This window comes from Bacillota bacterium, from assembly GCA_013178125.1.
Taxonomy (GTDB): Bacteria; Bacillota; SHA-98; order Ch115; family JABLXJ01; genus JABLXL01.
The window spans coordinates 43,056-60,908 of record JABLXJ010000042.1; the positions used below are offsets into that span (position 1 = coordinate 43,056).

At 53.0% G+C, this 17,853-nt stretch carries 21 protein-coding genes and 1 tRNA gene; 21 read left to right on the plus strand and 1 reads right to left on the minus strand.

The window, feature by feature from the left end; genetic code table 11:
* Positions 1 to 402 precede the first annotated feature (402 nt).
* The 8 genes from HPY71_15320 (at position 403) to HPY71_15355 (ending at position 6,813) form a co-directional block, all read left to right on the plus strand.
* On the plus strand, positions 403 to 660 hold the full coding sequence (locus tag HPY71_15320) for an RNA-binding protein (GenBank protein ID NPV54861.1): 258 nt from the start codon (positions 403 to 405) through the stop codon (positions 658 to 660).
* A 162-nt stretch (positions 661 to 822) separates the two neighbouring features.
* Complete coding sequence (locus tag HPY71_15325; GenBank protein NPV54862.1) at positions 823 to 1,470, plus strand: HD domain-containing protein; 648 nt, start codon at positions 823 to 825, stop codon at positions 1,468 to 1,470.
* Positions 1,471 to 1,562: 92 nt separating this feature from the next.
* Positions 1,563 to 1,913: a ribosome silencing factor gene (gene rsfS, locus HPY71_15330; GenBank protein NPV54863.1), complete on the plus strand. Its 351-nt coding sequence runs from the start codon at positions 1,563 to 1,565 to the stop codon at positions 1,911 to 1,913.
* 142 nt (positions 1,914 to 2,055) lie between these two features.
* Entirely contained in the window at positions 2,056 to 2,763 is a 708-nt protein-coding gene (locus HPY71_15335) for a hypothetical protein (protein NPV54864.1), read from the plus strand.
* A gap of 120 nt (positions 2,764 to 2,883) precedes the next feature.
* Positions 2,884 to 3,174 carry a hypothetical protein gene (locus HPY71_15340; GenBank protein ID NPV54865.1) on the plus strand — a complete coding sequence of 97 codons (291 nt, stop codon included), beginning with the start codon at positions 2,884 to 2,886 and terminating at the stop codon, positions 3,172 to 3,174.
* A gap of 5 nt (positions 3,175 to 3,179) precedes the next feature.
* Complete coding sequence (locus tag HPY71_15345) at positions 3,180 to 4,889, plus strand: AarF/ABC1/UbiB kinase family protein (GenBank protein ID NPV54866.1); 1,710 nt, start codon at positions 3,180 to 3,182, stop codon at positions 4,887 to 4,889.
* A gap of 295 nt (positions 4,890 to 5,184) precedes the next feature.
* Positions 5,185 to 6,591: a radical SAM protein gene (locus HPY71_15350; GenBank protein ID NPV54867.1), complete on the plus strand. Its 1,407-nt coding sequence runs from the start codon at positions 5,185 to 5,187 to the stop codon at positions 6,589 to 6,591.
* A gap of 146 nt (positions 6,592 to 6,737) precedes the next feature.
* Positions 6,738 to 6,813, plus strand: a tRNA-Ala gene (locus HPY71_15355).
* A gap of 438 nt (positions 6,814 to 7,251) precedes the next feature.
* On the opposite strand, the gene HPY71_15360 is transcribed toward HPY71_15355, so the two are convergent.
* The gene (locus HPY71_15360) at positions 7,252 to 8,187 is read right to left on the minus strand and encodes a DUF4351 domain-containing protein (GenBank protein ID NPV54868.1); all 936 of its coding nucleotides are present in this window, start codon (positions 8,185 to 8,187) and stop codon (positions 7,252 to 7,254) included.
* A 453-nt stretch (positions 8,188 to 8,640) separates the two neighbouring features.
* Here HPY71_15360 and HPY71_15365 point away from each other — a divergent pair, with 453 nt between their 5' ends.
* From HPY71_15365 to HPY71_15425, 13 genes are all read left to right on the plus strand, one after another.
* Positions 8,641 to 8,937, plus strand: a complete 297-nt coding sequence (locus HPY71_15365; GenBank protein ID NPV54869.1) for a hypothetical protein — start codon at positions 8,641 to 8,643, stop codon at positions 8,935 to 8,937.
* Positions 8,938 to 9,776: 839 nt separating this feature from the next.
* Positions 9,777 to 10,301 (plus strand): recombinase family protein, encoded by a 525-nt coding sequence (locus tag HPY71_15370; protein NPV54870.1) that lies wholly within the window; start codon positions 9,777 to 9,779, stop codon positions 10,299 to 10,301.
* A gap of 3 nt (positions 10,302 to 10,304) precedes the next feature.
* A complete protein-coding gene (locus HPY71_15375) occupies positions 10,305 to 10,520 on the plus strand; it encodes a hypothetical protein (GenBank protein NPV54871.1) in 216 nt (71 codons plus the stop codon).
* Between the two features lie 12 nt (positions 10,521 to 10,532).
* The gene (locus HPY71_15380; GenBank protein NPV54872.1) at positions 10,533 to 10,733 is read left to right on the plus strand and encodes a helix-turn-helix domain-containing protein; all 201 of its coding nucleotides are present in this window, start codon (positions 10,533 to 10,535) and stop codon (positions 10,731 to 10,733) included.
* Between the two features lie 91 nt (positions 10,734 to 10,824).
* Positions 10,825 to 11,010 carry a hypothetical protein gene (locus HPY71_15385; GenBank protein ID NPV54873.1) on the plus strand — a complete coding sequence of 62 codons (186 nt, stop codon included), beginning with the start codon at positions 10,825 to 10,827 and terminating at the stop codon, positions 11,008 to 11,010.
* A 194-nt stretch (positions 11,011 to 11,204) separates the two neighbouring features.
* A complete protein-coding gene (locus HPY71_15390) occupies positions 11,205 to 11,636 on the plus strand; it encodes a hypothetical protein (protein NPV54874.1) in 432 nt (143 codons plus the stop codon).
* A gap of 69 nt (positions 11,637 to 11,705) precedes the next feature.
* Positions 11,706 to 12,134: a hypothetical protein gene (locus HPY71_15395; protein NPV54875.1), complete on the plus strand. Its 429-nt coding sequence runs from the start codon at positions 11,706 to 11,708 to the stop codon at positions 12,132 to 12,134.
* Between the two features lie 41 nt (positions 12,135 to 12,175).
* Positions 12,176 to 13,084: a dihydrodipicolinate synthase family protein gene (locus HPY71_15400; protein ID NPV54876.1), complete on the plus strand. Its 909-nt coding sequence runs from the start codon at positions 12,176 to 12,178 to the stop codon at positions 13,082 to 13,084.
* Positions 13,085 to 13,122: 38 nt separating this feature from the next.
* Positions 13,123 to 13,869, plus strand: coding sequence for a FadR family transcriptional regulator (locus tag HPY71_15405; protein ID NPV54877.1), 747 nt, complete (start codon positions 13,123 to 13,125; stop codon positions 13,867 to 13,869).
* A 62-nt stretch (positions 13,870 to 13,931) separates the two neighbouring features.
* Positions 13,932 to 15,821 carry an ABC transporter substrate-binding protein gene (locus HPY71_15410; GenBank protein ID NPV54878.1) on the plus strand — a complete coding sequence of 630 codons (1,890 nt, stop codon included), beginning with the start codon at positions 13,932 to 13,934 and terminating at the stop codon, positions 15,819 to 15,821.
* A 97-nt stretch (positions 15,822 to 15,918) separates the two neighbouring features.
* Positions 15,919 to 16,983 (plus strand): exo-alpha-sialidase, encoded by a 1,065-nt coding sequence (locus HPY71_15415; protein ID NPV54879.1) that lies wholly within the window; start codon positions 15,919 to 15,921, stop codon positions 16,981 to 16,983.
* 97 nt (positions 16,984 to 17,080) lie between these two features.
* Positions 17,081 to 17,347 (plus strand): alcohol dehydrogenase catalytic domain-containing protein, encoded by a 267-nt coding sequence (locus HPY71_15420; GenBank protein NPV54880.1) that lies wholly within the window; start codon positions 17,081 to 17,083, stop codon positions 17,345 to 17,347.
* A gap of 12 nt (positions 17,348 to 17,359) precedes the next feature.
* Positions 17,360 to 17,569, plus strand: coding sequence for a hypothetical protein (locus HPY71_15425; protein NPV54881.1), 210 nt, complete (start codon positions 17,360 to 17,362; stop codon positions 17,567 to 17,569).
* Positions 17,570 to 17,853: the final 284 nt, after the last annotated feature.

A 17,853-nucleotide genomic window follows, 5' to 3' on the forward strand; every position in this document is an offset into this window, starting at 1 on the left:
GCGCTAGGCGCGGGAGAGTTATATTATTGGAGAGTTATATGGAGAATAGAAGCCCGGTGTCTTACATAAACTAGCATTACCCGGGTGACGACTCTACATATACATAAATGTATCAATACCTCACAGCCGTGCCGGGTCTTATCTTATGTTAGGAAATATCATGGCCAGAGCTATAATGGCCGGGCTAGGTTATACGGCTTTTGTGTTATACGCTCTTGTAAGGTCTGCGTTTCCTTGGATTCCGTGGTTCTACTGCGTTGCGTCCTGTTCAAGTCGGGGATACCCACACTGTTCACTTCCTGACCTGCAGTTCGAACCGGATAATGTGCGGAAGAGCCAGGATTCGAGGTTCCCGCCAGGACCTCGAATTTTCATTCTTTGGCTGAGAAAGGGGGGGAGCCAGTGACAAAGACTCTTTATGTTGGCAATCTACCATGGAAGGTTACCGATGACGACTTGGCAAGGGCCTTTTCCGCCCACGCCGAGGTTATCAACAGCAGGGTGATCGTCGACAGGGAGACGGGACGCTCCAGGGGATTTGGGTTTGTCGAAGTTGATGACCTGGATGCCGAGAAGGTCATCCGGGAGATGAACGGGTCTCAGATCGACGGCAGGACGATAGTTGTCAACGAGGCGAGACCGCGCCAGGCCAGGATTTAACAACCCGGTTCTGGATGGGTCCTGGCGAGGGCTTCGCGTTATGACAGGTGATAGAGGGCAACCTCCCTTACTTGCCGGGGGCGCACCCCGCTGGGGTTGACGGTTGGCTGGGACATCTTGGGGGCCCCGGGGCGGGGAGGCCCGGGCTGGCCGGTAATGGTAATGGGAGGTTGTCATCCCTTTAAAAGATGTGAGAGGTGTGCCTGGTTGCTTTCGGAAGATGAGATAAAACGGCGCCTCGAGAAGATGATATCGAGGCGCAGGTTGATACATTGCCTTGGTGTCCAGACTACAGCGGTTAAACTTGCGAGGCTCCACGGGTCCGACAGGCAAAAGGCCAGTATTGCCGGGCTGGTGCATGATTGTGCCCGGGACTTATCTCATGATACCCTTATTGAAATGGTTGAGAGATTTCGTATAGTTGCAGATGAGATCGAGCTTGGAGAGCCGGCTCTGCTGCATGCGCCGGTGGGCGCAGAACTGGCGAGGGTGGAGTTTGGCATCGATGACGAGGAAATCCTGAGTGCGATCCGGCTTCATACCACGGGGGATAGTGGGATGTCCTTGCTGGATAAGATAATCTACCTTGCGGACTATATCGAGCCCGGGCGCTCATACGCAGGCGCCGGAAAGCTCAGGCGTCTTGCCATGGAGGATTTTGGCCGGGCCCTTATTGTGGCTACTAACCAGACGATCGCGTATGTCATCCGGAGGGGGGGTCTTATTCATCCTCGCACTGTAGATGCCCGCAATTTCTTCATAACCGAAATGAGGGGCAGGGCCGGGGAGCTGACCAGTATTTTCGAATGATCTTATAGGTGGGTAACCCGGATGGCTCCGGTGATTAATATAGCTAATTCATCTAATACATCAGGTAATAGTAATAGGTGGTGATAAGTCGGATGGGGAAAGACCCCTTACAGGTTGCCAGTCTGGCTGCCATGGCCGCAAACGATAAGAAGGCATACAACCCCGTTATCCTCGACGTCCAGGGGTTGACCCAGGTGGCAGACTACTTCGTTATAGTGAGCGGCACGTCCTCTGTTCACCTCAATGCCATAGCCGAAGCTATAGTTGAGGAGCTCGAAGAGAGCGGCGCTAGATTGCTGCACAGGGAGGGTTTAGCCGAGGCCGGGTGGATTTTGCTCGACTACGGCCACACCGTCGTCCATGTTTTTCGTCAAGAAGAGAGGGAATTCTACGACCTCGAGCGACTGTGGAGAGGGGCAAAGGCGGTAGGCCTGGATACATGACGCAATCTCGGCTGGCGTGGCTTGACGTACATTCTATATGGACGTAAAATGGTGATAGCAGATTTGGTATTTGATAGTAAATAAAGATGCTTTAAGTAAAGGCGCTTTGAGCTTTTGGGTCTCTTGGGAGGCAGGTTTATTTATGTCTTTAACAAGACGCCGGAAGGAGTTTCTCCTAGAGGTAAAGAAGGTCTATGATGAAACCCGCGAACCTGTCCACTATGCTATGCTTGCCAGGGCCCTCGGTGTCAGCAAGTGGACAGCCTACGATATGTTGAAGGAGCTCGAGAAACAGGGTTACGTTAGGGCAGAATACGTAGTCAACTCCTATGAGCGGGCCCCCGGCCGGTCGATGGTGGTTTTTGTTCCAACGAAAAAGGCCCGGATTTTTGTGGAGACGAATTCAACGCCTGATGCCGGCAAGCTTGATGATGATTGGGGTCATATAAAAGAAACCGTCTTGAGGCTCCTGGATGACCTCCGCAGGTCAGGACCTGCGAAGGCTATAGATAGATTGGGCGAGGATCTGGCGAAGATGGAGCTAGATCTGCCCCTGATGTTTTGCGCGCACATCATCGGCATGCTTGTTGTATGCATCAAGGTTGTGAGCGTAGGCGATGTCGGCACTGTAGCCAAACTCTTATCCATGGCCCAGGAGCCCGAGCTCGGGTTGAGCTTGCTTGCTGGCACGGTCCTCGGGATAACCGCATTGAAGGCAACAGGTAACCTCGATCTGGCAAGGCGCTTGAGCCCGTACCTTGGGAGGTATCAGAGGTACGTCTCCCAGATCAGCTCCGAGGAACGCAAGCTCTTGCTTGATTTCGCCAGGGAGGCGCTTGGTGCTAGTTAGTCTTGCAGCAGTGATAGCGTTGAGTAGTTAATGATGCTGATAATGCTGGCAGTGAAGATAGCTCATAGTATTCACAATAATAATGACTGAAATAATGACTGATAAAAGGAGGTGCCTTATGTGGACGACCCCGTCAATAAGGTTTTGAATCTAGGTATCGGAGTTTGCCTTGCGGCAAAAGAGGCCTGTGAGAAGCTGGTAGACGATCTGATGAAGCACGGGGATAGCTCTTGCGCCGGTGCCAAGCGTATCGTGGATGACCTCATAAGAAAGGGGGAGGAAGGGCGAAGAGATATTCGGAAGGCGGTGTTCAACGGCGTCGACCGGCTGGCCGACATGGCAGGCCTGGCCACAAAGAAGGATATTGAACAGCTCGAGCGGAAACTCAATGCCACGCGAGAGGGAGCGTAAGGCTATTGCACTTCTACCTTCTCAGGAGCGCGAGACATCTTGGCCGGGCGAGGCAGATAGCCAACGTCCTTGTGAAACACGGCTTTGGCTTTGTGGTGGACCGGCTGGGTGGGGTGGTCATCTTCTCTATCCCTAGAAGGGCTCTCAGGCGAAAGGCCCTCGAGAGGGAAGGAGGAGCGGGAGGCCCCGGCGCTGGCGAAAAGGCCGGGTGGGAGAGGGTAAGGCTCGTTGCCGAGGATCTCGGTCCCACGTTCATCAAGCTCGGCCAGCTTCTCAGCACGCGACCCGATGTGGTCCCCAGGAGCCTCGTGACCGAGCTGATGAAACTGCAGGACGAGGTTTCACCTATCAGCTATGCTGAAATCGCTACCGTGATCGCAAGCGAGCTCGGGTCAAAGGTTGAAGACCTGTTTACGTTCTTTGACCCGGAACCAATAGCAGCCGCCTCCATAGGCCAGGTTCACAGGGCCATTTTGACGACCGGCGAGGAGGTCGCCATCAAGGTCCAGAGGCCGGGCATTGAGAGAACAGTGCAGTTGGACCTGGAGATATTAGAGGACATCGCCCAGCTGGCTGAGGGGCGTTTCGCGTGGGCCGAATTGTACAAGCCCTCTATCATTGTGAGGGAATTTGCTGATACGCTTCGAAGGGAGCTGGATTACACCACCGAGGCACATAACGCTGACGTGTTCGCACGAAACTTCGCCAATGACCCGTCTGTTCGCATCCCGAGGGTTTTCTGGGAGTTTACGAGCCGGAGAGTGCTCACCCTCGAGTATATACGCGGAATCAAGGTCAACGACCTGCAGGGGATCGATGTAAGGGGCTGGGATAGGCGTAAAATAGCCGAGAATCTGGCACGGTCCATGTTTAAGCAGATCATCATTGATGGGTTCTTTCATGCGGATCCTCACCCCGGAAATATCACCGTGGTCGGCGATGGGACGCTTGCATTCGTGGACTTCGGCATGGTTGGGCGCCTCGACGAGGAGACCAGGGATAAGGCGATTAACTTCTTGCTCGCTATCGTTGGCCGGAGGGCTTCAGACGTTGTCAGGGCTATGCTTGACCTCGGCGCCGTCAGCCCCGGCATCGACGTGAAGCAGCTCGAGCTGGAAATCCAGGATATCCTGCAGAAGTATTATGATACGCCGCTCAATAAGATCAACGTCGGAGAGGTTATTGAATCCACTATGGATTTAGCCTTCAGGTACAGGATCAGGATGCCGAGCAATCTCGCCCTCCTGGTGAAATGCCTTGTGACCCTTGAAGGGATCGTCGACCAGCTCGACCCCTCTGTATCGCCGATGGAGATAGCCGAGCCCCTGGGGAGGCAGCTCCTCCGCGAGAAGTATGCGCCCGAGGCGCTCGCGAAATCCTTTGTCCGTGGTCTCGTGGGTTATCTCGGTGACCTTAGGATATTGCCGGAGAAAATCATTAGCGTGCTTAGTTTGATGCAAGAAGGAGAATTGAAGCTAAAGCACGAATACAGGGAATTGGAACGAGCTATATCGAAGTTGACCAGTGCTTTCAACCGCTTGTCCTTCAGCATAGTAGTTGCCGGGATCCTGGTCGGTTCGGCGCTGGTCGCCCAGCGGTCGACGGGTACAGGTTCGATCATCGGCAAGCTCCCCCTGGCCGAGCTGGGGCTGGGGATTGCCGCAGCACTGGGTATGTGGCTTCTTATTTCAATAATCCGTTCTGGACGACTCTAGAGGGGAATATATCTATTTTGAAACGTGGATTTGCCATGAACTTATCTCCCCGCGAAATTGGTTTATATCCGTGCCTATGAGAAGTTGAAATAAATAAATAGAATAATCTTTTGGGTCTTTTGGGGCATCATGCCCGGTAAAGAGCCCTCATGCTGGAGGTGAGGGAAGTAGAGAGGCTCATCGAGTTAGCTCTGGTGAAACCTGAACGTCGGCCTTTTGTCTTCTATATTTCACGTTATTTCATGTTTCGCTTATGATTCGCCCAGGATGAAAGAAGACCGGGAGGGAGACTTGAATGGGTACATACAACCTCATGAAGAAGTATCTTGCAACGCAGATTATGGAGCAGATGCTGAACCTCATTGCTCATAACCCTGAGAAGAATCTTGTTACGTTGTTTCGCATAGGCGAGAAGATCGCCTTTACCGATAGCTACAGGAGACAGGCAGCGGGCATCAGAAGGGTCCTCGAGAACCCGTCCCACCCGACCACCCAGATGGTTGTCAGGGCGCTGCGAGAGATGCACCCCAACTGCCGGAACAAGGGCATTGTCAACTTCTTTATAAATGCCTTGCTCCTGGGGCAGAAGGAACGAATGGACTTCCAAGCCAGGGAGAACGTGCACGTCCCATTCCTGGTGGTCATCAGCCCGACGATGAGATGCAACCTGCGCTGCATCGGATGCTATGCAGGAAACTATGAAAAGCAGGAGGGCCTGGATTTCGAGACGATAGACCGCATAATCACCGAGGCCAAGAAGATGGGCATCCACTTCATCACAGTAAGCGGCGGGGAGCCCTTCATTAGAGAGGACCTCTTTGATATATACAAGAAACATGATGACGTTGTATTCATGATCTACACGAATGGGACACTGATAGATAAAGCGGTTGCCAAGAAGATAGTAGAGCTTGGCAATGTGACTCCAGCCATAAGCGTCGAGGGGTTCGAGGCGGAGACGGATGCGCGTAGGGGGAAGGGCGTTTTCGCTCGCATCATGGAGGCTATGGACAACCTGAGGTCCGAGGGGGCCGTCTTCGCGTTCTCGGTGACGGCGACGCGCAACAACATTGACACGATAACGAGCGATGAATTCATGGATATGCTCATATCGAAGGGAGCGGTCTATGGTTGGTACTTCACGTTCGTGCCGGTGGGCAAGGATGCGGATCCCGAGCTCATGCCAACCCCTGAGCAGCGCAACAGGCTCAGGGAGAGGGTCAATTATTTCCGGACCTATAAACCAGTATTTGTGGCCGACTTCTGGAATGACGGGCCGTTTGTCGGTGGGTGCATCGCCGGCGGCAGGTCATACCTCCATATCAACTCGAATGGGGATATAGAACCCTGCGTATTCACGCATTTCGCCGTGGACAACATCAAGGACAAGACGCTCCTTGACGCGCTAAGGTCGCCGTTCTTTGCGGCGATTCAAAAGAGGCAGCCCTTCAACAAGAATCACCTCCGCCCGTGCATGATCATTGACAACCCGCACATATTGAGGGAGGTTGTGCGGGAGACCGGGGCGCACCCGACGCACGAGGGGGCAGACACGGTGGTGACGAAGCTGGCGGATGCCCTCGACAACTACGCCGAGGCTTACGGGCGGGTGGCCGACCCCGTGTGGGCGGCGGAATACCCCGAGGGCCGGGAACAGGCGCGTGCGGCCCAGCAGGCGCTGCAGGCGAGCGCTGGTAAGTAGAAGGCGGCAGGGTGGCCAAGAGATGGTAAAGCGGCGAAGCGGCGAAGCGGCGAATAAATGAGTTGACATCGACCTATTAATCTTCTATAATAGACATCGTGATGGCGAAAGCCTCATATAGCAGACAAAAAAAGACTGTCAGGGTTGGGGACGTAGCTCAGTTGGGAGAGCGCTTGAATGGCATTCAAGAGGTCGTGGGTTCGACTCCCATCGTCTCCACCATTTTTTCTTTCTCCTTTAACTAACTTCTTTATAGTTCACTTAACCGACGTTCCTCCCCCTTACTGCGGAAAATTAATTTAGTCGGAAAAGCTATAAACACCATAGCACTCGGGCCTCTCCTCTGATGAAACCCTCGTAAGAATTCATCATCCGTGCCTCCGAATGGATCATTCCGATGGGTAATAAAGGCCTTCGCACCCTATGAACCCCTAATAAGCGTTGGATCGAACTCTTCTGCAGCCGCGCTGGCATCTGGTCTACACGCAAATTCCTTCGCCTGTATCTCCTTAGCTGCTATGGTCAGATTCTCTTGTAGCTGTTCAATCTCACAGGAGACCCCAGAAAATGTCCCCCTACACCCCTGAGGGGTGCGAAATGTACGCTGTGAAATGAAAACCCCGGGTCGCTCCGGGGTCTGCACTTGTTTATGGTGCAATATCAAGATAGGTACTGGTCGAGGTCTTCCAGCTTCTCGATCTCGAATATGTTCTCGGCGATCGTTTCAAGGGTGAGCACATCCTGAGATTTGATTTTCTCAAGGTATTCGGGTGGGAGTTTTTTGAATTTCCTACGGAGTTGCCGCAAGGTCATCTCAGAAAGGGCTTCCCTTTTACCTTTCTCTATACCTTTCTCTATACCTTTCTCTATGCCTTTCTCTATGCCTTCTTGAATGCATTCCTCTCTGATTAACTGATATCCCGTAGACTGCTTGATATCAAACATGTTTCCGACCTCCCTGAAGATTTTCTGGATAATTGTCCTCCCAAATGCGAGACCCGCGAATATCTCCGCCCGTACAAGGGTTTCCTGCCTTTCTTGAAGGCTCATAAGAGGGCTATTTACGATATCGTTTACGCATTCCCTCAAAAACCTGTCGGGTTCTTTTTTGCGGCTTTCCCTCTCGGCAAGAGGTAAAAGCGCATATAATTCAGGTATTCCTGATGCCTTAAGGGAATTTCGCGTTAATGAACCGATATCCAGTAATTTGTACTGATAATCGAGCCTGCCGAGTTCACCCCTGTGATATGACAAGCTGTTCTTCATGCGGGGTGGGGAAGACCCAAGGTAGAGTAAAACCTGATACGGGAAATCCCCGTATAAGTCACATATTTCGGTCGCATAACGTAGCATTCTTAAATGCATCTTCGAGTCATCCGTTGTCTGGAACTCTATGTGGCAAATAACCGGCCCTGTTACTGTTGACCCCCTTACCACCAGGTCAGATGACCTTGCTTCAAGGCGTTTGAATTCTACATTAAGGGGTTCGGCATCCTCTAAGGCTATGCCGCTGAAATATTCTATTAATGCCTCCTCGCTGCCTGAGAATAAATCCTTGATGGTTACATCGTATTTCTGTCCTGTCTGCTCCGGCAAATTAAACCCTCCCGACCTGGTTCTAGTTTTAGTCTACCACATTTATGCAGAAGTCTCAATCTGCTCCGAATGGCCTGAAGCATTGAAAGTAGCTGGGAAAAGACGCGGGGGCGGTGCACGGAGGTGAGATGAAGACAGTGATCGGGGCGGTCGGGTAGTCTTTTTTCGCCATGGCGGGGGGCTGGAGTTGTTCTGATGGCTATGAGAGATAGCTAGGGCGGTTCTGAGGGGGAAGGAGAATAGACCTGCCGAAGCGGGATTGCATTGTGCAATCTTGCAGTCAAGTAACTATCATGGAGGCCGTTGACTTTTCCCACTAGCTACCAGATATTCTGGCTGGCAATGGTTATAACGGAACTATTTACATGTAGACTGCGCCTATAAACTCTACCTATCATAAGACAAGATAAGCCATATCTCCATAAAAACCTCTATTCTAGGAGTGGATATCTGGTGATCGGACTGCGGAGTATCACGATGTCAGCATATGAGAAACTGCTTACTACCTTCGGTATAGTCAAGAAGGATAGCTTGTTCTATGCCTTCAGGGAGCTCATCCTCCCTCTTGTAAAAGACGGGGATTTTAGCTCATTCTATAACCTGAACAAGGGCCGCGATAGTGTATCTCCGGCGCTTCTCAGCCTTGCTCTGATTCTGCAAAGGATTCTGGGCTATTCTGACCGGGAGATGGCCCGCGCGATCAGGGTAGACCTCGAGGTCAATGGAGATATGGCTTATCTTGTCTTATGATAGGTAGAGTTTATAGGCGCAGTCTACATGTAAATAGTTCCGTTATAACCATTGCCAGCCAGAATATCTGGTAGCTAGTGGGAAAAGTCAACGGCCTCAAGTACATGGCACTTACATTATACTACAGAATTTTGAAAAATACCTACCCTTTAAGCCCTGAAACCCGCAATATTAAGGGGTCGCCACCCTGGGATTTGCCTCAAAACTGTTCAAAACCAGCCCAAGGGAAACGGTGAGGGGGATTAGATTAGCCCGAGCGATGAAAAATTACAATTCTCCCCGGTGAAAAAGTGCATTTTCTGCCGGTGAAAAATAGCATTTTCTGGGCGGTGATTAATTACATTTCCCGAGCGGCGTTGACAGTGGCTGCCAGTATCTTGACCAACCTTAGATTTGTTGAGGTTATCTACGTATGCACTGCATCTACTATAAAGCAGGGTAAGCTGTTCTGCGATCACAGAAAACGGCCTATGTCAGGCGGCGCAAGCAGGAAATTCTTCGATTTACAGATTTCCGCGCCCCTGCTCTAGAGGGTCCACTCGGCATTCTGGATTAATGAAGGGTTTATATACAATCTAGCGAACCGGACCATGATATGCCCAGCAAGACGAGTAAGACTAAGTGGTATAGGCTGACCGGGAGATCACGGTTTTCGAGTTCACAGGTAGGATATGCAAGCTCTACTCGAGGACCAATGGGCACATAGACAATAACGACGGGTGACCGCATCCTTTAGTTTGTATAACAAGGAGTATCAGGAATCGACAAACGTATTGATATAGCAAGAGTCATATAGGATAATGTAGGTGGAGCAGGGAACAGATTCGGAGGCGAACGCAATGCGCGTAGCAGCATACCTGCGGGTGAGCACGGAGGAGCAGGCGAAGGGCTTCGGCCTTGAGGAGCAGCGGGACAAGCTTTTGGCCTACTGCCAGTTTCGGGGCTGGACTAAAGTAACGTGGTATGAAGACCCGGGATATTCAGGAGGCGACACGGATCGGCCTGGCTTAACCGCTTTGTTGGAAGCTGTCAGAGCGGGAGCAGTGGACGCAGTCCTCACCTACAAGGCTGACCGCCTTTCCCGCAAGCTTAAAGACCTTCTGGTGCTGATAGAAGACGAACTGACCCCCCGCGGTGTTGCTTTCGTGAGTGCGACCGAGGACTTCAACACCAGCACGGCCAGCGGCAAGGCTTTTCTTTCCATGCTGGGCACCTTCGCCGAGTTCGAGCGAAACACGATTCGCGAGCGCACTATGGGGGGAATGAAACAGAAGGCGCGGCAAGGCGGTTACGCGGTCGGGGAGCCACCGCTAGGGTACAGGGCAAGAGAGGGGCATTTGGAGGTAGACCCGACGCAGGCGTAGATTGTGGCGAAAATCTTTGCCATGAGGGAGGCCGGGGCGACCCTGGAAGAAATAGCGGCTGAGCTGAACAAAGAAGGCGTGCCCACCAAACGGGGAGGAAGGTGGTATGCTGCTACAGTCCGGTATATCCTTCAGAACCCGAAATACCGGGGGATCCTGCGGCAAAGCTTTCAAGGCGAAACATTTGAGGCAGAGTCCCCGGCCCTGCGGATAGCCTGAGGGGGGAGACACATGAAGAAGAAGGCGCTGTCGCCCGAAGAGGTCGCCGAGCTTTTGGGAGTGAGTCGGACGACCATATACAGGGAAATGAGCCGGGGGAGGCTATCGAGCATGAAGGTCGGAGCGCGCAGGCTTATCATGCTGCCTGATCTGGAAGCCTACCTGGGGAAGGAACGGGCCAGAGTATTGGTCAGCGATGACGCTTTAGATTAATAGATTGAAGGCGGGAGCCTGGAGGATCTCCTACAAGACCCCGCCTTCAACCGCGCCGTCAAACTCTCTTTGCCAGCCTCCGAAGAGGGGGATGAATTCCAAAAAAGAGGAGGTGAAGGAGAAGCTCTACGCAGAGACAGGGGGTCAGCCTGGGCTGGTCAATGAGGTATGCAAGCCCCTGGTCGAGCGCTTCAACTGGGTCGACGGGGTGATCGACTATAAGGAAGACCCCGAATCCCACCAACTCTACGTCAGATTTGCCTGCCCCATCTATTAGAGGAAGTTATATGCCTACTTTAGGCCTGACCTCGGCCCGGAGCAGAAAAACTACCTCTTGTGAATCCATTGAGAAGGAATTCTACAATAGATGTCGAAATAATAACTTATGTAGCTTTAGTCATACCATAATATCTTAGTATTAAATGGCTCATCTTGGCACGGGCAAGAGACCGTGCGAAAGGAAGAGAGTCTATGAGGGTCTATCTTCATAAGGATTTTCACGGTGCTTTGAGTTGTGGTTTCCAGTATCTCAAGGACCAATATGGGATGGATGCCCTCAAGAGTTACTGGAAGCAGGTCGCAAGAAATTGTTATTTCGGGCTTTCCAGGGCGCTCCGGGAGGAGGGTCTTCTTGCGCTTGAGGAACACTGGCGGAGGATCTTTGGCATTGAAGGGGCGGACTTTGAGCTCTCCTACCAGGGGGAAACTCTCGTCCTCGAGGTAAAGCGCTGCCCTGCAATCTCCCATATGAAGGACAACGGCTACCCCATCGCCGAGGATTTCTGTGAACACACGCGCGTGATAAACGAGGAGGTCTGCCACAGGGCAGGTTATAAGGCCTCCTGCTCCTATAATCAGGAGGCCGGAAGCTGTGTCCAAAGATTCTGGAAGCAGGAGGAATAAGTCCCGTTTAAGCTTCCCTCCAATGTTTGAGGACAGGTACCTTGGTATGTGAATGGTGGTGTATGAGATATGATTTCGTGTACGGAGTTCATTCTCGCCTACAACGAGATCTTTAAGTTCCTCAAGGAACTGGGCGGCCAGCCGGCATTGGATGACTTCTGGCGTAACATTTCCCAGAAATACCTTCTAAACCTCGAGGAACTCGTTTCCCGTGATGGGATAAGGGGGATGGAGGCCTACTGGAGGCATACCCTCGAGGAGGAAGCGGCTGATTATGAGATGACTGTCACGGATGATACCTTCCTCATCGATATGAAACAATGTCCTTCCGTGGACCTTCTGAACAGAAGCGGCGTTGAGAAGTGCGACTCCTACTGCGCCCACTGCGAGGCCCTCTATGAGCCCATAATCGAGAGATATGGTTACAGCTTCAGGATGGAGCTCCTAGACCCAGATAAGGGCGTCTGCAGGCTCATAGTCAGACGTAACAGGAGTTAGGGCTTTCTTTCATAGACACGTCATGGCAGAGGTGAAGAAAGATGCTTAAACTTGGGGGTGTAATCCCGCCCATGGTGACCCCCCTGGACCGTAATGGGAAGGTGGACGAGGCTTCTACCAGGAGGCTTGTGGATTTCATTCTGAACGCCGGGGCGGACGGGTTATTTCTTCTAGGGACCATGGGAGAGGGTATGGCACTCCAGAACTCGGAGAAGACCCGGCTTGTGGAGATTGTCCTGGATGAGGTGAGGGGGAGGTGCCCTGTGCTCGCCGGGGCGGGGGATATCTCATTCCCGAGGGCTCTCGAGAATAGCTTCAAGTTACAGGAACTTGGGGTTGACGCTGTAGTCCCGATGCAACCCTCGTTTTTCAGAGGGCTTTCCGGGGCGGAGATTGAAGGCTACTTCGTGGGGATCGCTGAAAGGCTTGATATCCCGGTGGTCATCTACAACAATCCTGGACTTGCCGGGAATACGATACCCCTTGAGACCCTGGCGCGGCTTTGCTCCCATCCGAAGATCATAGGGACCAAGGACTCCACGGGAGACTTCGCGTATTTCGTCGAAAGCCTTTTGATTAAGGCCCGTTGTAACAAGCCCTTCAGCGTGCTTCAGGGAAACGAGTGGAGCATAGCTCCTTCAGTCCTATGTGGAGCCGATGGGGTCGTCCCGGGGATAGGGTCGCTTGCTGGGAAGCTCGTGAAGCGGATCTACGAGGAAGCCAGGCTCGGGCATCCCAATGAGGCGATGGAATTGCAATTCACCTTAATGGAGCTCTTTCACGGAATCTATGGGAGTGACAGGAGCGACTGGCTCCGGGGCCATAAGGAAGCCCTCGCATACCTCGGGATAATAAGCAGCCCGACCACCCTCCCCTTCAGGCCCATGAGCGAAGAGGGAAAGGCACGGGTGAGGAGTTGCGTGGATAGGCTGAAGGACTATCTTCTTTAACAGGCATTGATTCTTGAGATCTCAGGTGGTGGCTGGGGATGCTCAGGCGTTTAAGGAAGGATAACCTCTACGAGCGTGTGGCTGAGGAGATAAAGACATATATCATAAACAATAACCTCAACCCAGGTGACCGCCTGCCTCCGGAGCGGGAACTCGCGGAGATCCTGGGCGTAAGTCGTACCTCGATCCGGGAAGGGATAAAGCTCCTTCAGACCTTTCAACTAGTACGCGTGAGGCCCAAGGAAGGGATAACGGTAAAGCGGCTGGAGTTAGGGCCCCTGATTGAACAGGTTTCCTTTCGCCTGTTGCAGGATAAACCGAAGTTCCGCGAGCTTGTGGAGGCCCGTAGGATCATCGAGATGGACATCTTGAAGCTTGCTGTGGAGCGTGCGACCGCTGATGACCTTGCTGCCATGGCCCGAAGCACGGAGCGGATGAAGAAGAAGGCAAAAAGGCTCGAAAGTTACCTCGATGAGGAGCTCGCCTTCCATGAGGCTATCTTAAGGGCGGCGAAGAATCAGGTCCTCGTGGGCTTTAGGGGGGTACTCTCCGAATTCTTCAAAGCCCTGCCTGAGCTAGACCTTGATTTCGGTGACAGGTTTGAGCTCACGCTTGAGGAGCACCTCGAGATCTACCAGGCGATATGCGAGAGGGACCAGGCCAGGGCGCTTAGAGTCATGGAAAGACACCTTGCGCGTTACGGGGGGATATTGGGACGTCTGCCAGAGGCGGGTGGAGAATCCGTTTTGCTGGGGGGTGGGAGTTCCAAGGACATAAAGGCTTAGTGCCACGGAATCTAATGGATACCTGGGTAGCTGAGATGTAGCTAAAAGGGAGGCGGTTCATGATGATGGGTTTCAAAAGGTCCTCTATGGCCATCATTCTAGCCATCGGTCTGATTTTCGCGTTGACCCCGAGCACGGCCCTTGCAGGCCAGGGCTACCGTGAGGCCCCGATGCTTTCAGAGCTCGTAAAGCAGGGGAAGCTTCCTCCGGTGGAGAAGCGACTTCCGGAGAAACCCGCGGTTGTAAAACCTGTTGAAGAGGTCGGCCAGTATGGCGGCGTCTGGCGGAGATACCACATTGGCGCAGGCATCGGGACGATAGTCTTTAATATGCTGGTCTATGACCCCATTGTCCGCTGGGGGTTAGACGGCGTGAGCGTCGAACCTAACTTGGCCGAAAGCTGGGAGTTCTCACGAGACGCGAAGAGCCTTGTGCTTAGGCTCCGTAAGGGGGTGAAATGGTCGGATGGCCAGCCCTTTACTGCCGACGATATAGCCTTCTGGTACAGGGATATAATCCTGAACAAGGAGATTACCCCTCAGATCCCCTCCTGGATGATCTTAGGCGGTGAGGTCATGAAGATCGAAAAGCTGAATGATTATGCGGTGAAGCTCGAATTCGCCAAGCCGTATCCTCTAATCCTGGAGAACCTCGCAACCTACGGAGTGATCTTCGCCCCCAAGCACTACCTGAAGCAGTTCCACCCGAATTACGTTTCGGTTGAGAAGCTCTCAGAGAAGGCCAAAGCCGAAGGATTTCAGGGCTGGTGGCAGCTTTTCATGGCCAAGAACGATATGTTCACCACCCCTGAGCGGCCGACGATCTTCGCCTGGCAGCTCAAAAACGCCTGGGGAGCCAACAAGGTGACGGCCGAAAGGAACCCCTACTACTGGAAGGTTGATACAGCCGGAAACCAGCTCCCCTACATCGATAGGATAAGCATGGATTACGTTCAGAATTGGGATCTGGCCATGCTCAAGGCCATGTCTGGTGAGGCCGAGATGCAGGAAGTCGGCCACAGGCTCGGAGACTATACCCTCTATATGGAAAATGCCAAGAAGGGTGGCTACAGGGTCATAACCTGGCCGGGGACATATCCGGGTGAGCCTACGATGATGCTAAATCAGACGCACAAGGACCCGGTCCTGCGCAAGATCTTCAGGGATGTGAGATTCCGGCGAGCTCTGTCATTGGCGATAGACAGGGAAGCCATAAATGAGATCGTCTACCTTGGGATTTGCGAGCCTTGTACCCCGACAATCACCCCTGAATCGCCGTTCTATGACGAGAAATTTGCCAGGGCCTATGCCCAGTACGACCCCAAAGAGGCAGGGCGGATCCTTGATGAGATGGGGCTCAAGTGGGATGCGAACAAGAAGTGGCGCCTAAGACCCGATGGGAAGCCCCTTAGCATCACCATCCTGGCAAGGCACCCTCTTGAGTGGATCGACGTGGCCGAGATGGTCAAGGACTACTGGGAAAAGGTTGGCGTAAAGACCGAAGTTCAGACCGTGGAGGCCACCCTGTGGAACACGCGAGTCAATGCGAACGAGTTCGATGTGGTCACCCAGGGCTTTTCCACCCATCCACTGCTGGTAGGGCCGAGTGCCTTTACCATGACAGGGTGGACTGCCTGGGCTTCAGAGTGGGCTCGCTGGTATGCGTCCGAGGGGAAGGCAGGCGAGAAGCCCGAAGGGGACGCCATGAAAGTAATCGAGCTCTGGGAGGCCTATAAGTCAACCCCTGACCCCAAGGAGAGGATAAAGCTCGGGAAGGCGATAATGGAACTCCACGCAAAGAACCTGTGGATAATCGGGGCTGGCGGGGGAAGGCGTCCCTATATCTTTCTCGTGAAGAACAACTTCAGGAATTTCCCAGAGAAGGCCGTGATGGATGCGGTCCGCAGCATCGGTTACACCTACCCGGAGCAGTACTTCATAAAGCAAGATTAAGGGGCTCCAAGCATATCCACGGAGGCCCACAGGGGACCACAAGTTGCCTCTCTGTTGGCCTCCGGTTTGAGGATGGCGGAAGGAGGGAAATGGGCTAATGGATCCCAAAGGGGCGATAGAGAAGGTGCTCGAGCTTGAGCCGAGCGAGGGCAATCCCAGGAATTCGGAGGGAGCCATCATCGAACTTGGGGACGGGAGGCTTCTTCTGGCATACACCCATTTCTACGGAGGGGCTTCCGATGACGCCCCGGCGTATATCGCAGGGAGGTATTCAAATGACAGGGGGAGGAGCTGGGATAAAGAGGATATCATCATCCTCGAGAACGAAGGCAGCCAGAATGTCATGAGCGTGAGCTTCCTCAGGCTCGATTCCGGTAGATTGGGCCTATTCTATGCCATCAAAAACTCCTGGGGAGACTTGCGACTTTTCCTCAGGGAATCAGGTGACGAGGGGGCAAGCTGGGGAGAGAAGATCTGCTGTACCCCTCAAGAGGGCTATTTTGTCGTAAACAACGACCGGGTGGTTAAGCTTGCAAACGGCAGGATCATCGTGCCTGTAGCCTACCATCGGTGTCCAGATAAGACCAGGGAAACCTGGAGCCACCGTGGCATATCCATGTGCTTCTTCTCGGACGATGGGGGCAAGACCTGGCGCAGGAGCGAAACCGAACTTTCGGCTCCAGAGGAGAGCAACTCTGGGCTCCAGGAACCGGGGATTATTGAGCTTAAGGACGGCTCACTCATGATGTGGAGCAGGACGGACCTCGGCTCGCAGTATGTTTCCTATTCCTGCGACGGGGGGCTTACCTGGAGCAGGCCCGGGCCTTCCAGTCTCGTGTCCCCTCTTTCGCCCGCGAGCATAAAGAGGATCCCCTCAACCGGAGACCTTCTTTGCATATACAACGACCATTCGGGCCGTTTTTCATACATAACTGGAAAGAGAACACCTCTTGTAGCGGCCATATCCTCTAATGAGGGAAGGAGCTGGAGGAACCACAAGCTCATAGAAAGCGACCCCGATGGCTGTTATTGCTATACCCTCATTGCCTTCGTGGACGATACCATTCTCCTGGGCTACTGTGCAGGCGATACCAGGGTCGGTGGCCTCAATCGCCTTCGGGTGGTCCGGGTCGGGCTTGGCTGGTTTTATCGGGAGGATTGATGCGACAGGAGACCTCCATTAAGAAGGGGAAGTAAGGTCTTTGGTTGAATAATTACCATTTGAGTCAGAAGCGTTTTCCGGGGGAGGCTGTAGCGAAATGAAGATCGATGCCATCTGGTTTCTCGGTCCGAGGTGTGTTGGCGTCCGGCAGGTGGAGGTGGGAGCGCCGGGGCCTTTTGAGGTACAGGTAGAGGTAAAGGCCTGCGGAATATGCATGGGGGATATCTTTACTTTCTCAGGCAAGGAAGAGAGATCCTATCCTTTTATAGCGGGGCATGAAGGGGTCGGCGTCATAACGGAGGTTGGGAGTGAGGTCCGCGGTTTTGCCTGTGGGGATAAGGTAGCCCTATCTGAGGGAGGGTAATTTGTCCGACTTATGAACCTACCTGCCACAAGGATATACAGGCTCCCTGATGATGTGGCCAAGTGGCATGAGTGGATGGTTGAGCCCGTGGCCTGTGTGGGTGTGGTGAATGGCTTGAATTTTGCGCGTGCCCTGGCGGGGGATTATGTGGCTCTGGTGGGGTGCGGGTTTATGGGTCTCCTTCTTGCCAGGGCTTGGCGAGAACCATGGCATCAGAGGTAGTTGCAGTGGATGTGGGGGGGGGTGTTATATCTCACTTTCTTTTATCTATTTTTTGTGTATTCTGGTCATTTTCTTTGAATATGGGGCATCCGATTTGCGCAGAATATCTGGAGTCTGGCGGTTTCAATCTGTGATATTCAATCAGTCAAATTTTAATGGGGAGACAGCCAAGTTGCCATCTCCCCGCAAGGTGCGTGAACCCCATAGCCAGGATCCACGAGTTTAATATATCCGTCGCTGGATATTATGAACAGGGCAAGGACAATTTATTCCCCGATCTTTAT

What these genes read in the sequence shown, in the direction of transcription:
- HPY71_15425 (NPV54881.1), top strand. Translation starts at nt 17,360, where the DNA reads ATGAACCTACCTGCCACAAGGATATACAGGCTCCCTGATGATGTGGCC.
- HPY71_15400 (NPV54876.1), top strand. Translation starts at nt 12,176, where the DNA reads ATGCTTAAACTTGGGGGTGTAATCCCGCCCATGGTGACCCCCCTGGAC.
- HPY71_15390 (NPV54874.1), top strand. Translation starts at nt 11,205, where the DNA reads ATGAGGGTCTATCTTCATAAGGATTTTCACGGTGCTTTGAGTTGTGGT.
- HPY71_15350 (NPV54867.1), top strand. Translation starts at nt 5,185, where the DNA reads ATGGGTACATACAACCTCATGAAGAAGTATCTTGCAACGCAGATTATG.
- HPY71_15415 (NPV54879.1), top strand. Translation starts at nt 15,919, where the DNA reads ATGGATCCCAAAGGGGCGATAGAGAAGGTGCTCGAGCTTGAGCCGAGC.
- HPY71_15370 (NPV54870.1), top strand. Translation starts at nt 9,777, where the DNA reads ATGCGCGTAGCAGCATACCTGCGGGTGAGCACGGAGGAGCAGGCGAAG.
- HPY71_15335 (NPV54864.1), top strand. Translation starts at nt 2,056, where the DNA reads ATGTCTTTAACAAGACGCCGGAAGGAGTTTCTCCTAGAGGTAAAGAAG.
- HPY71_15405 (NPV54877.1), top strand. Translation starts at nt 13,123, where the DNA reads ATGCTCAGGCGTTTAAGGAAGGATAACCTCTACGAGCGTGTGGCTGAG.
- HPY71_15325 (NPV54862.1), top strand. Translation starts at nt 823, where the DNA reads ATGGGAGGTTGTCATCCCTTTAAAAGATGTGAGAGGTGTGCCTGGTTG.
- HPY71_15380 (NPV54872.1), top strand. Translation starts at nt 10,533, where the DNA reads ATGAAGAAGAAGGCGCTGTCGCCCGAAGAGGTCGCCGAGCTTTTGGGA.
- HPY71_15420 (NPV54880.1), top strand. Translation starts at nt 17,081, where the DNA reads ATGAAGATCGATGCCATCTGGTTTCTCGGTCCGAGGTGTGTTGGCGTC.
- rsfS (NPV54863.1), top strand. Translation starts at nt 1,563, where the DNA reads ATGGGGAAAGACCCCTTACAGGTTGCCAGTCTGGCTGCCATGGCCGCA.
- HPY71_15395 (NPV54875.1), top strand. Translation starts at nt 11,706, where the DNA reads ATGATTTCGTGTACGGAGTTCATTCTCGCCTACAACGAGATCTTTAAG.
- HPY71_15410 (NPV54878.1), top strand. Translation starts at nt 13,932, where the DNA reads ATGATGGGTTTCAAAAGGTCCTCTATGGCCATCATTCTAGCCATCGGT.
- HPY71_15385 (NPV54873.1), top strand. Translation starts at nt 10,825, where the DNA reads ATGAATTCCAAAAAAGAGGAGGTGAAGGAGAAGCTCTACGCAGAGACA.